Source organism: Polyangium sorediatum, assembly GCF_029946465.1.
In the GTDB taxonomy this organism is placed as follows: domain Bacteria; phylum Myxococcota_A; class Polyangia; order Polyangiales; family Polyangiaceae; genus Polyangium; species Polyangium fumosum.
Window position 1 is genome coordinate 15,637 of record NZ_JARZHI010000034.1, and the last position, 12,863, is coordinate 28,499.

A 12,863-nucleotide genomic window follows, 5' to 3' on the forward strand; every position below is an offset into this window, starting at 1 on the left:
GGCGAGCGAGGGAGCTTGCGCCATGATGCTCTCGTGGCGGAGGGGGGGGAGTTCAAGGTGCGACCAAGGCGGAGGCGCGATCGCGGTCCGAGCCGAGCACGCACGATGGACAGGCGATCGCGCACGGCGGCGCCGCTCTCGGCGAGGTGGCCCTTCCCCGCGTCGAGGGCAAGTTCACGCGGGAGCTTGCCGGAGCGGCTGCCGATGGGCGCCGGGGGCTACGAGCTCGTCGCGCAGCTCGGCAGCGGCGGGATGGCAGAGGTCTTCCTCGCGCGGCGGCGAGGGCTCTACGCCACCGAGCACACGGTGGTCGTGAAGCGGCTGCGCGACGAGTTCCGCGCAGCGCCGGCGGTGGTGAAGATGTTCGCGTGGGAGGCGTGGATCTCGGCGCGCCTCCGCCATCCGAACATCGTGCGGTTCTACGATTTCGTGTCGCACCGAGGACGGGATCACCTGGTGCTCGAGCACGTGCGTGGCCCCGATCTCGCGACGCTCGGGCGCGCGCTGCAGGCGACCGGTCGATCGTTCTCGTTCGGCGTGGTGATCGAGGTAGGCGCCGCGGCCGCGCGCGCGCTCGCGCACGCCCACGCGCTGAAGGACGACGACGGCGTGCCGATCGGACTCGTCCATCGCGACGTGAGCCCGCAGAACATCCTCGTGTCCGTCGACGGCGAGATCAAGCTGATCGATTTCGGCGTGGCGAAGACGACGAGCGCGCACGTGCCGCGCGACACGGCGCCCGGTCTGGTGAAGGGGAAAATGGGGTACATCGCGCCGGAACATCTGCGCGGGCAGCCGCTCGACGCGCGCGGCGACGTGTATGCGCTCGGCGTGGTGCTCTTCGAGATGCTGACGGGGCGCCCGCTCTTCCGGCGCGGCGCGGACGTGGAGATGATCCGGCAAGCGCTCGACGCCGAGATCCCGCCGCTCGCGGCGCTGCGATGGGACTGCCCACCCGCGCTCGAAGCGGTGGTGCAGCGCGCGCTCGCGCAGGATCCGCGCGACCGGTTCGAGAGCGCGGCGGCGATGGAGCAGGCGCTCCGCGCAGCGGGGTCCGCGCTCTCGGTCGAAGGCGGTCCGGCAGCGCTGGCGGAGCTCGCCGAGCTCGCGCGCGAGGTGTACGAGGGCGAACAAGTGAGCGCGCCGGATACATGGCGGGAGCCGATGGCGCCTCCGTTGGTGACGTCGCCCGCGAGGTCGGCGCCGATCGAGGAGCCCCCCGCGGAGGACACGCGGCCCGAAGGGGTGCGGCGCGCACGGATCCTGACACGCGAGCCGGGCGAGATCGTCGCCGCGACGAGCGCGCGGTGCGACGCGACGCGGCCCGAGGTGCCTTTGCAGGTCGACGAGGCCGCGACGATCGTCGCAGCCCCGCCGCTGCTCCGGCACCGCGCGTTCTCGCCGCGTATCGTGCCGCTCGTGGTCGCGTTCGTGATGGGCCTGCTCGTCGCGGCGGCCGCGCGCGGCAGCACGCCGCCCGAGGGCGTGGATCGGGCGCGCGACGCGGCCCCGGGATCGAGGACGATGCATCGGACGTCGCAGATCGATCTCGACGGGAACGCTTCGTGCACAAACGAATGAAACGCGCCCCGCGCAGGACTCCTCCCGCGGCGGGGCGCGCCTCCGATCCACGCACGCTGGCGACGCGGATCTAGGCGGTACGACGGCTCGTGGCGATGTTGTAGATCGCGAGAAGCAGGATCGCGCCGATGATCGACATGATGAAGCCACCGGTCGACTGGTACGACGTGTAGATCCCGAGCGCGCGTCCGAGGAAGCCGCCCAGGAGCGATCCGCCGATGCCGAGCAACACCGTGATGATGAACCCCCCGGGCTCGCGACCCGGCGTCAGGAGCTTCGCGATGACGCCTACGACAAGGCCAAACAGAATCCAGAGCAGAATCGACATGCTCTCCTACCTTCCTCTCGCGCGGCACGCGCGGCGCACACGTCGTGCCGCGCAGGCGGGGTAGCGCCGCGAGGACGTCCGCCCGCATTCCCCCTATGCAGCCTGCGTGCCGGGCAGAGCGTGCACGCCATCGCGGCAATACGAATCTCAGGGTTTTTCCGGATCCACCCTGCTTTCCAAAGGCGCCGCATCACAAGGGGGCGTGTTCTCTGTCCCGCACGCAGGTGCGTCCCCCGGGCTCGTGGGCCCACCATGCCCAGGGCCGTAGCCGTGCGAGGAGCCGTAGCCTTGATCGATCGCATCGCCACGCGTGCGCGCGCGGCGCGACGAGCTTCGTCGCTTGGCATGCGCGCGCATCTGGATCTCGTGCGCGCCCGCCGGCAACGTACTGGTGACGAGCTCGGCGCCGCACGCGCATCGCGGCGCGGCCGTCGCGCCGTCCGCGGCCACGACGAGGAAGACGCGGCTGCACTGGGGGCAACGGAACACGTGCCCCACCGAGGGGATCACCTGGCCCTCCACGGGGGATCGTGTCGCGCCGGTTCGCCCGGGGTCCTTGCCCTCCGAGCCGGAATTCGATGATGCGTGTGTTGTGCTGGACATGAGGTCCGAGGGTTCAGCACGTCCGGTGCCATCCGCCTCGTGCGTCCCGATCACGGCGGCTCCGTCTGCGCACGATGCGCACGAGGGACCTCGTCAGCGCGCGCGTGTGACACGCACGGACGCAGCGAGGCGAGTCTCCTGTGCCTGCGCAGGTGCGTGCTCCTGCGTTACCTGTTCGAGCCGCGCGAGGAAGCCCGAGGCCCACGTTTCGACGGAGAGCCGGGAGACCCTGGCCTTCAACGCGGCCATCCGCGTGCTGTCGCTCGCCGTCTCCGGCGCGAGGGCCACGTGCCCGATCGCCGAGCCGAGTCCCTCTTCGTCGTAGGGGTTGACGAGGTGCGCCTCGGGGAGCACGTCGGCCGCGCCCGCGGTCATGCTCAGCAAGAGCCGGCCGTTCGGCCTCGGCCGCGTGGCGATGTACTCGAAGGCGACGAGGTTCATGCCGTCGCGCTTCGGCGTGACGATCGCGGCGTCGGCCGCGAGGTAATACGCGGCGAGTTCGTGCGCGTCCAAGGTCCGCGCGAAGAGGTGCACGGGCTTTCTCCGAGGTCCGCCGAAGCGGCCCTGGATGCGGCCGACCGTGGCCTCGATCCGCTGCCGGAGGTCACGATACGCCGCCACCGTCTCGCGGCTCGGCACGCCGATCTGCACGAGCGTGACGCGCTCACGGACCTCGGAGCTCTGCTCGAGCAGCCGCTCGAAGGCTTCGAGCCGCTCGACGATGCCCTTCGCGTAGTCCATGCGATCGACCGAGAGCAGCACGCGGCCGCCGCCGAGCTCCGAGGTGATGTGCGCGGCCTCCGCGGCCACGGTCTCGTCGCGCCCGAGCGAGGCCCAACCCTCGACGTCGATGCCGATCGGCCACGCTTCGATCCGCGCGTGACGCGCGCCTCGCGGGACGACGATGCCTTCCTCTTCGTTCACGTGCGCGACGCCGAGCTCGTCGAGCGTGTCGCGGAAGGCACGCACGTACCGCGGCACGTGCAGGCCCACGAGATCCGCGCCGAGCAGCCCCTCGACGAGCTCGGAGGCCCAGGGCAGCACACGCAGGTTCTCGGCGACGGGCCAGGGGATGTGCCAGAAGAAGCCGATCGTGAGGTCAGGCCTGCGCGCCCGGAGCAGGGCAGGGACGAGCGCGAGCTGGTAGTCGTGGATCCACACGACAGCGCCCGGAGGCGCGTGCTCGGCAGCGACCTCCGCGGCCGCGCGGCACACCTCGAAGTAAGCGCGTGCCTGCTCGGCGCGGAAACGACACACCTCGACGAAGCCGTGCGAGAGCGGCCAGAGCGCGCCGTTCGAGGCGCCTGCATACCAGGCCGCGCGGGTCTCCGAAGGGAGGGAGAGGGCACGAACGCGGAAGGGTAGCTCGCTCGCTTCGCAAGCGTCCCGGTCGGCGCCCGCCGCGATCCAGGTGCCGCGTGACCTGCGCATGAGCGGCAGGAGCGCGGAGATCAAGCCGCCTGGCGCGCGGACGATCCCGTTCGGCGTACGCACGAACGGCGCCCGCGCGCTCACGATGACCAGGCGGGGGGAGCGGGTTTTCATGAGATCTGCCCATGCGAAAGCAATGCCGTCGTGGGCGGTCTCGCGGTCGAAGCGCCGCGCGGCGCGGGATTTGCTCGATGCGCCTGCTCGTGTGGTAGGGTCGGAGTTCGAGGAGATTACGTCCCGTGCGCCTCCATCGTCTCGCTCCGCTCGCCGCCGCCGCCACCGTCGCGCTCGCGCTCCTTTCGCCGAGGACAGCTTCCTCGCAGACGGCCGAGGAGAAGGCGGCCGCGCGCTCCCTGGCGCAACAAGGCGCCGAGGCCCTGCAAAAGAAGGACTACGCCGAAGCGATCGATCTCCTCGGTCGCGCCGAGGCGATCATCCACGCGCCGCCGCACCTGCTCCTCATCGGGCGCGGGCAGGTGGGTCTCGGCAAGCTGGTCGCCGCGCGCGAGTCGTTCCTCAAGATCATCCGCGAGGAGTTGCCCGCGAGCGCGCCCGCCGCGTTCAAGCGAGCCCAGGAGGACGCGAGGACCGAACTCACTGCGATCGAGCCCCGCATCGGCTCGCTGCGCATCGTGCTCACCGGTCCAGGCGCGGCCGATCCGTCGAAGGTGACGGTCAAGCTCGACGAGCAGGGCGTCACGTCCGCGCTCATCGGTGTGCACCGGCCGATCGATCCGGGCAAACACGTGGTGACCGCGACCGCGGCCGGACGAAGCCCCGTCACGCAAGATGTCTCGCTCGGCGACGGCGAGAAGAAAGAAGTGTCGCTCGAAGTGGAGGCGCCGACAGCGGGCGCAGCGTTGCCGGACGGCAGTGGACAAACCGGCGGGGGCAGCGGGCCGACGGGCCCGGAGAAGCCGCAAGGCACGAGCCCGCTGAAGTACGTGGGCATCGCGGGCATGGGCCTCGGCGGCGCGGGGATCATCGCCGGGACGATCTTCACGGTGATGTTCGTGAGCAAGTCGGGCGATGCGGACGCGGCGTTCAAAGCCTGTCCGAAGCCGTGTCCCACGGACCAACAGGCGAACATCACGGCGCTGGACGAGGCGGCAGCCTCGCGCGGGACGGGCGCGATCGTGGGCTTCGCGGCAGGCGCGGCGCTGGCCGGCGCCGGCGTCGCGTTGTTCCTGATCGGGGGCAAGCAGGACAAACCCGCAGGCGCGAGCGTCGTGCCGTACGTCGCGCCGAACGGCGCTGGGCTCGTCGGTCGGTTCTGAGCGACCTCACCCCCCGGCCCCTCTCCCAGCGGAGAGGGGTGAGGGGCGCTGGTTTTCCGAGTCGTTCAGTACCCGAAGTCGCCGCCCGTCGTTCCGCCCTTGTTCGGCTTGTTCGTCGACGTCGCGGAGGGCTTGGGGAGAGGGCCGCCGAGCTTCGTGGATGGGGTCCCGAGCGGCGCGGTCGAGGTGGTCGTGGTCGGCGCCGCGCTCGCGGCGGGCTCCGCTGTCTTTGCGTCCGGCGGCGTGGGGTCGACGTCCGCGGCGCTCGTCGGCGGCGGCGGGGCCGGCGTGGCCGCGGTCGTCGGGACGGGCGGGGCGACGCTCGCCGATGGGATCGAGCCTCCGGCTTGCGTCGAGTCTTTCTTGCCGAGCATCAGGTACCCGGCGACGCCGAGGCCCGAGAGCAAGACGAGCCCGACGAGCCCGCCCACGACCGCGCCCGCGCGGGAAGGCTTCGGCGTGGCCGCGCCAGAGGTGTGGCCCCACGCGTTCGCCGTGCCTTGCGAGCCGTCGAGCGAGGCGCCGGTTTGTCCGGTCGTGCCCATGCCGGGCACGCCGGGCGGCTGCGTCGTCATCCCGACGCCCGGGATCACGCCGGGCAGCGGCGTCGCCGTCAGCGGGCCCGGGGCGACGAGCGCGCCAGGCGGTTGCGTCGCCAGACGCGCGCCGGGGGGGATGCTTTGTCCACCACGCGCGGCTTGCCAGGCGAGGAGCGTCTCCTTGAACTCGGCGCACGACTGGAAGCGGTGCACCTGCTCGCGGGCCATGGCGCGCTGGATGATCAGGGAGAACTCGGGATCGAGGTCCGGGACGAACTGCTGCGGCGGAGGCGGGAGCTCGAGCGCGATCTTGAAGAGCAGCTCGTTGAAGGTCTCGGCGCGGAAGGGGACCTGTCCCGTCGTCGCCTGGTAGAGCACGACGCCGAGCGCATAGATGTCGCTGCGCGCGTCGACGACGGCCATGCCGCGCGCTTGCTCGGGCGACATGTAGTACGGCGTGCCGACGACGGAGCCGGCCCGCGTCACGTTCATCTCTTCGCCGCCGAGCTGCGAGAACTTCGAGACGCCGAAGTCGAGGATCTTGATGAAGTCGGCGCGGCCCGCCTTGTTCGGCAAGATGAAGATGTTGTCGGGCTTGAGATCCCGATGAATGATCCCCGCGGCGTGCGCGGCGTCGAGCGCATCGAGGACCTGCGCCATGAGCGGGATGCTCTGCGCCGGCGCGAGACGGCCGGAGCGCTTGATCCGCGCGCTCAAGGTCTCGCCGTCGAGGTACTCCATGACCATGTAGCGCGACTGGTCGGGGAGAACGCCGAGGTCGAGCACCTCGCAGATGTGCTCCGAGCCGATGCGCCCCGCAGCCTGCGCTTCGCGCTCGAACCGCGCGACGGTCTCGCCCGAGCCGGAGACGCTCGCGTGCAGGACCTTGATGGCGACGCGGCGCTTGATCCGCGTGTTCTCGCCCTCGAAGACCGCGCCCATCCCTCCCGTGCCGAGGAGACGGACGATGCGGTACTTGTCGTCGATGACTTGGCCGGGGGTGAGCGTCATCGGATCATCGCTCGCGAGAAGCGGAAGGAATCCAACACGTCTCGAGCTTACCACGGGTGCCGGGCGCGAGCCCAGGAGGCGGGTGGGAGAAAAGGCGAGGGCGCCGGCAGGCCGCGGGCGTCGCCGCAGGGGTCGCGGATGCCCGAAAGGGCCTTTGCCGACCGCCAGCGTGTTCGTGTTAAGGTCGCCCCCGTATGTCGCTCTACGAGCTGTCGATCGACGACGCCCACCTTCGCGAGGCCGAGAGGCTCACTTCGCTCGAGGGGAGAGGCTTTCCGACGCTGGTGACAAGGTGGGAGTCGCGCCTGTTCGATCAGCCTTGGTCCACCACGCTGGTGCTCGATTACACGATCCCGCTGCCTCCACTTCCAGCCTCGCAGTCGTTCATCGAGGTGCGGATCGCGGCGTATGTGGGCGGCGCGCCGACGAAGTTCCTCTACTTCGGCACCGAGATGAACGCGAGCGTGCCCCGCATCGGCCCCGAGATGGAAAACCAGATCGGATGGACGAAGCAGTACCAGGAGTACAGGCTCGACGAACACACCTCGCCCGTCCCGTACCTCAAGCTGATCCAGACGACGCCGCGCATCTACGGCGCAGGCGCGCAGGACTACTACAGCCCCGCGATCAAGGTGGAGCGGTACGACGGCGCGGCGTCGAGTGATCAGCTCGCCGATCTGTTCCCGACGGTGGTGGCGAACCTGCCCTGCGTGAAAGGGCACCTGCTCACGGATCCCTCGGCCGGGCTCTGGAACGGCGCGCGGTACGTGGGGCAGACGGCGATCGCGATCCTGCGCCAGGGCAAGGTCGTCGGCATCCACAAGCGGATCGGGCGCACGGACAAGGACGCGGTGCCGCCCGAGGTGAAGCGGCGCGATCCGAAGCACGACGTGCTCAAGGAGTGGGTGTCGATCGATCTCGGATCGAGCACGACGGTCGTCGCACTGCGCGGCGATCGGAGCGCGCCGGAGCTCGTGCGCATCGGCGCGACGAGCGCGCCCGTGGTGTCGGCCGACTACGAGAACCCGAGCGAGATCTCGTTCGAGCAGCTCGGGCGGACGCTGAAGGCGTGGCGCGATCGCGTGATCCTGCCAATGACACGCTGGGGCGAGGTGACGATCGGGCACGCAGCACGCACCGCGCGCAAGCGAGGCGGCGAGGAGTCGATCTCGCTCGGCGCCTCGACGCTGACGCACCTGCCGATGCTGCGCGAGCGCGTGGACCGCAAGGAGAAGATCTCGCTGCGCGGGCGCGGGGATCCGGAGACGCAAGAGACGCTCAAGAAGCCGGCGCCGCCCATCATCGACGAGGACGGGATCGGCGCACACGATCCCTTCGATCCGATCGAGCTCTACGCCTACTACATCGGCCTGCACGTCAACCACAGGACGCGCGGGATCCACACGCGTTACCTCGTGGCGATGCCGTCGGGCTGGAACGAGGATCGGCGCAAGAGCGCGCTCGTCGCCGTGCGTCGCGGCCTCTTCCGCAGCCTGCCCGCCGGGATGATGGAGTTCCACGACATGGACATGCTGAACGTGGTGGACGCGGGCCCCGCGGCGATCCCGTTCGCAGCCTTCGCGTTCCGCGCGTTCGCCGTGCAGCCGAAGCCCGATCCGGTGCCCTTCGTGGCGATCGACGCGGGCGCGAGCGAGACGGGCGTGGTCTTCGGTCTGTTCCGCAACGCCAAACCCGACGAGCAGATGGAGGGCGGCCACGAGCGGATGATCGAGTACCTGGAGCCGACGAGCATCCCGTGGTTCGGCGGCGAGCGGCTCCTGCACAGGCTCGCCTACCGGATCTACGTCGCCGCCGAGGCGAGCGTGGGCGCGGCGCGCGTGCCCTTCGATCGGCCGAGTGAGGAGACGCCCGTGGGCGCGCTCGAGCACCTGCTCGTCGCGAGCCCGGAAGGACGCGCGAACGCCGAGGTGCTGAAGGACGCGATCCGGCCGCTGCTCGAAGGCGGCGACGCGCGTCTGCCGAAGTCGATCAAGCTCGCCACGCTCGACGGTCCGTTCTTCGATCTCCCGCTCGAGGTGGATCGGCAGGCCATCGCGGCGGAGATCGACGGCTGGTTCTCGGAGGCGGTGGAGGAGGTGCGCGTGGGCCTGGAGAAGGCGCTCGAGAAGATCGGGCGTGATCCGGATCCCTACGACGGCCTGCGCGTGATGCTCGGCGGTCGCATGAGCATGCACCCGGCGCTGCTCGACAAACTCACGGCGACGCTGCCGAAGAACGTGAAGATCCACCGGTTCATCGAGCCCGATCGCCTGAACCTCGGCGCGCCGACCGTGAAGACGGCATGCGCGCTCGGCGCCCTCGCGATGCGCTTCGAACGCATCGGCGCGAGCGTGCGCGCCGAGAAGCGCGACGCCTTCAAGTACCGCGTAGGCCGCAACCGCCACGGCCAGCTCGCCGACGTGCTCGATCCGTCGGTCGAGTACGACGTGTGGCGTGAGGTCGGCGCATGCACGAAGCCAAACGTCGAGGTGCTGTACATGCGCGCCGAGGACGACGGCGAGGTCGCCGCCGACGATCCGCGCGTGGAGATCGCGATCTGCAAGCTCGGCGCGACAGCCGTCGGGCAGCGCATCTACATGCGCGCGGTAGGTCCGATCCGCGTCGAGGTGAGCGTCGGGCCGCCCGGCGGCGAACCCGCGGCAGGCGCGCCGGTGTGGTGGATCGATCTGAAGGAAAACCTCGCGCGGCCGAAGGCGTAGGCTTCAGGCGCGGAGCTGGGGCTTTGCCCCAGGCCCCAGCAGGGGCTATCCGCCCCTGCACCCGGACCAGCCAGGGGCTGGACCCGGGGTCGATGAACTGCGCGATGCGCAGTTCATCGAACAGGCAGGGTCAAGACTGGCGAGGCCCCTGCCCACCAAGACAGCAGCGCTGACGGTTCGACTGGCGACGTACCCGTCGCCAGCTTGAAACCAACCTCGATGGTCTTGCCACCGGCCCGGTGGAAGAACTGCGCTCCGCGCAGTTCTTCCAACCGCGGTCCAGGCCGTGCCTGGTCCGGGGTCGAGGGGGCGGACAGCCCCCCGCGGGGCCCGGGGCAGCGCCCCGGCGCAACGGACAAACCTTACTGGCTGCGGCGCGTGACGTAGAAGAAGTCGCGCGGGGACGGGTCCTTCACGTAGTCGTGCGTGCGGTAGTCGACGTGCGGCACGAGCGATGAGGCGACGCGGCGTTCTGCGACGGGCGGGTGTTCGAAGAGCAGGAAGCGCGGATAGGCGTAGTTCACGTCGAGTTGCGCGGCGTCGCGCGCGCCTGCGGCTTTCATCGCGCGCGCCAGGGATTGCGCCGTCACGGCCTCGCCGAGCGCGTAGAAGAGCGTGCGCCCTGCGGCGTCGATGCCGATCGCGGACCTGCGGATCACCGTCTCACCGCTGACCGTCGCGCCCCAGTTCTTGTTGTACTCGGTGAGCTTCGTGTTGAGCTCGCCGCCTTCGACGAGACATGCGGGTGCTTGCCGGTAGGCCGCCATCTGTGCCTCAGTCGGCGCGAGCGTGGGCCAGGTGCCGATGCGGATTGCGCCGTCGCGGTAGAGCCCCACGGTGCAGGCGATGTCGCGGGGGGGCAGGAACGTCTTGCCCCCGATCATCATCCCGTACTGCCCGTGCAGCGCCTTGAAGCCGCCGTTGAAGGCTGCGATGAGGTCCAGGTGCTCCGTGGCCGGGACGAGGCCGGGGCGCTCGGAGAGCGGCACGTTCTGCGAGACGGGCTCGGTCGTGCCTGCGACGAGGCGGATGGCGACGCGCGTCAGGTCCATGGCGACGACGGCCACCGCGGCGAAGCCACGTTTTGGATCGGGGTGGACCACACCTTTGACCATCACGGGCGGCTCGCCTGCGCGGCTGCCCTCCTGCATCACGAGCCATGTCCCGTCGCCCGTCGCTGCGACGTTCGTGAAGGGCGGCTCGAAGCGTGGCGGGGGGAAGCTCGGGGTCTCGGGCGCGGAGGCGTCGGCGACGTCGGCCTTCGCGGGCACGACCTCGGGTGCGGGTGCGGCTGGCAGGGCGGCTGAGGACGAGGCTGGCGTCTCCCAGAACGTCGTGGGGGCCTCGTCGCCGTGACGCCAGACGTTGACGCGGTCGGCGATGCCGTAGGCCGTGTCCTCGATCCATGCGACCACGGAGGGGCCGAGCACCGCGCGCACGCCGTCTGCGAGCGCGGGGCCGAAGCCTGGCACGTTGTGGATCGCCCACCACGTCGCGCCCCCCGCGACGAGCGTCACGCCGAGGCCTATCCCCACACGCCGTCGCCAGCGCCGAGGCTTCTTCTTTTTTTCTGTCTCGGGGGCGGTCACGGGGCCGGGAGGGTAGCCCAGGACGAGCCGAGGACCCAAGCGGAGGCGTGTGTGTCGCGCTTCAGACGACCTGACCGTGGGCCATCGTTTTGGGGCCGTCCTTGAACAGGATCTCGACCTTGCCGCGATCGATCACGCGGGCGACGACGCCGTCACCGAACTTCGGGTGACGGACGAGCTCGCCTGGGCCGAGCGTGAGCGTGACGCGGTAGGGCTTGAAGGCGCCCATCGGCTGGCCGGCGATCGCGTGCTCCCACTGGACCGTCTGGTCACGCTCGCGTTGCGCGGCGGCGCTCGCGCGACCGCCCGAGGTCTTGCGCTCCTCGCCGCCTTCGCGCTTCGTTGCGCCGGCGGCCTTCGTCTTTGGCGCCAGCGGCGCGAGCTTCTCGCTCTTCGGGCGGCGGTAGAGGTGATGGGAGCCGCACGTCTTGCACTCGACCTTCTTCACCTCGTCGCCGACCATGGCGATGATGCGGTGAGTCAGGTCGAGCTTGCATTTCGTGCAATAAGAATCGATCTCGCCACCGGTCTTCGGCTTCTTCGTGATCACGTACCCTCGCGTCTTCTGCGCTCGCGCCGCGTCTCTTTTCCTCGATCCTTGACCGTCACCTGCGCGGAGACGCTCGGCTTCGGCAAGCCCTTCTGCCCCTCCGCTGCTCCTGCCTCGTCCTCCTCTGCCTCGCCTTCATCCCCCTCCTCGGCCGGAGGTTTTTCGGCGGGACGCGCGTCGTTCGGGACGAAGCGGATCTCCGTCTTGATCTCGAACGAGAGCTTCGTGAGCACCTTCGTCAGCTCGTCGGCGAACTGCGTGTGCTCGAGGACGTCGCGGATTTCCTTCGCGACGACGCGGTACAGACCGGTCTTCGTGTCGTCGATCTGATGGTAGAGGTAGTTCAAGACCTCCTTCGGCAGCTTCATGTCCCCCACGAAATGCCGAAGGGTGTCGGGGCCTTCACTCAGCTTGCCGACGCCGGTCTCGACGGCGCGCTCGACAGCGCGCTTGAGCAGCTCCGGAATGGCACGGTCGAACGTGCGCCGCCGCTCCGTCTCCGGCTTCTCCCCCTCGGGCGGCTCTTCACGGCTCGGAAGATCGTCGATGTCGCCCATCCGCCGGCTCACTAGTCAGGAAGGGAGCCTTCGTCAATCGAACATCGACACGCGGAGCGCCCAAACCTCCGCGACGACCTTTCCTTTTCCGCGCCGGGCGGCAAGCTCCACCGTCAGGGTATCGTCTTCCAGAGGACAAAACGGACGATCCGGCTGGACGATGGGCCACCGATCCTCGCCGTGATCCGCGGCGATCGACGTGCCTCGGCTCGATCGCACCACGACGTCGAGGTCGGCCACGCTCGACTCGGCGACGGCAAAGATCCGATAACACTCGCCTTTTTTCGCTTCGAGCGGAAACGGCACGGGCGCGCCCCCCTCGGCGACCTCCCCCTCGACCGGCTCCTTCGTGAGCCGTCGCATCCCGTTTTCCGGGCCACAGAGCATCGTCAGGCGCGTGAGATCCTTCCTTGGATCCCCTTCGAGCCGAAAATTGCCGTAACAGCGAATCCAGGGTCCTCCCACACGCACAGGCGAGGCGATGGGATCCTCGTTCCGCGCAGCCGGGCCTGCTTCGGCGGCGCCGCCGTCGGGATCGGCCGGGGCCTCGCCGAGCATCGAGGGCGGGAGCTTGGGCAAGGGCGGGGTCGGAGGCGGGGCGTCGGGCGCGGAGGCGGCGCCGCCGGCCTGCTCCCAGGGGCGCGGGCGCTCACGACAGCCAGCGAGGAGGGGGAGGC

General features: G+C 70.0%; 11 protein-coding genes. 3 read left to right on the plus strand and 8 right to left on the minus strand.

What is annotated here, in order from left to right; genetic code table 11:
- The first annotated feature begins 105 nt into the window (after positions 1 to 105).
- Complete coding sequence (locus QHF89_RS30130; RefSeq protein WP_284721106.1) at positions 106 to 1,581, plus strand: serine/threonine-protein kinase; 1,476 nt, start codon at positions 106 to 108, stop codon at positions 1,579 to 1,581.
- Between the two features lie 70 nt (positions 1,582 to 1,651).
- On the opposite strand, the gene QHF89_RS30135 is transcribed toward QHF89_RS30130, so the two are convergent.
- The 3 genes from QHF89_RS30135 to QHF89_RS30145 all read right to left on the minus strand — a co-directional run bounded on the left by QHF89_RS30135 (position 1,652) and on the right by QHF89_RS30145 (position 4,057).
- Positions 1,652 to 1,909 (minus strand): GlsB/YeaQ/YmgE family stress response membrane protein, encoded by a 258-nt coding sequence (locus tag QHF89_RS30135; protein ID WP_136970859.1) that lies wholly within the window; start codon positions 1,907 to 1,909, stop codon positions 1,652 to 1,654.
- Between the two features lie 147 nt (positions 1,910 to 2,056).
- Positions 2,057 to 2,512 carry a hypothetical protein gene (locus tag QHF89_RS30140; RefSeq protein WP_136970858.1) on the minus strand — a complete coding sequence of 152 codons (456 nt, stop codon included), beginning with the start codon at positions 2,510 to 2,512 and terminating at the stop codon, positions 2,057 to 2,059.
- 93 nt (positions 2,513 to 2,605) lie between these two features.
- Positions 2,606 to 4,057, minus strand: coding sequence for an alpha,alpha-trehalose-phosphate synthase (UDP-forming) (locus QHF89_RS30145; protein WP_136970857.1), 1,452 nt, complete (start codon positions 4,055 to 4,057; stop codon positions 2,606 to 2,608).
- Between the two features lie 125 nt (positions 4,058 to 4,182).
- On the opposite strand from QHF89_RS30145, the gene QHF89_RS30150 reads away from it, so the two are divergent.
- Positions 4,183 to 5,220: a hypothetical protein gene (locus QHF89_RS30150; RefSeq protein WP_136970856.1), complete on the plus strand. Its 1,038-nt coding sequence runs from the start codon at positions 4,183 to 4,185 to the stop codon at positions 5,218 to 5,220.
- A gap of 65 nt (positions 5,221 to 5,285) precedes the next feature.
- Here QHF89_RS30150 and QHF89_RS30155 read toward each other — a convergent pair whose 3' ends face one another.
- Positions 5,286 to 6,770 carry a serine/threonine protein kinase gene (locus QHF89_RS30155; RefSeq protein ID WP_136970855.1) on the minus strand — a complete coding sequence of 495 codons (1,485 nt, stop codon included), beginning with the start codon at positions 6,768 to 6,770 and terminating at the stop codon, positions 5,286 to 5,288.
- Positions 6,771 to 6,964: 194 nt separating this feature from the next.
- Between QHF89_RS30155 and QHF89_RS30160 the strand changes: the two genes are divergently transcribed.
- A complete protein-coding gene (locus QHF89_RS30160) occupies positions 6,965 to 9,490 on the plus strand; it encodes a hypothetical protein (RefSeq protein ID WP_136970854.1) in 2,526 nt (841 codons plus the stop codon).
- A gap of 362 nt (positions 9,491 to 9,852) precedes the next feature.
- On the opposite strand, the gene QHF89_RS30165 is transcribed toward QHF89_RS30160, so the two are convergent.
- The 4 genes from QHF89_RS30165 to QHF89_RS30180 form a co-directional block, all read right to left on the minus strand.
- Positions 9,853 to 11,079, minus strand: coding sequence for a phosphodiester glycosidase family protein (locus QHF89_RS30165; RefSeq protein WP_284721107.1), 1,227 nt, complete (start codon positions 11,077 to 11,079; stop codon positions 9,853 to 9,855).
- A gap of 61 nt (positions 11,080 to 11,140) precedes the next feature.
- Positions 11,141 to 11,629 carry a hypothetical protein gene (locus tag QHF89_RS30170; protein WP_136934669.1) on the minus strand — a complete coding sequence of 163 codons (489 nt, stop codon included), beginning with the start codon at positions 11,627 to 11,629 and terminating at the stop codon, positions 11,141 to 11,143.
- Entirely contained in the window at positions 11,626 to 12,186 is a 561-nt protein-coding gene (locus QHF89_RS30175) for a hypothetical protein (RefSeq protein WP_136970853.1), read from the minus strand. The genes QHF89_RS30170 and QHF89_RS30175 overlap by 4 nt, the downstream gene beginning before the upstream one ends.
- A 33-nt stretch (positions 12,187 to 12,219) precedes the next feature.
- Positions 12,220 to 12,765 carry a hypothetical protein gene (locus tag QHF89_RS30180; RefSeq protein ID WP_284721108.1) on the minus strand — a complete coding sequence of 182 codons (546 nt, stop codon included), beginning with the start codon at positions 12,763 to 12,765 and terminating at the stop codon, positions 12,220 to 12,222.
- Positions 12,766 to 12,863 lie beyond the last annotated feature (98 nt).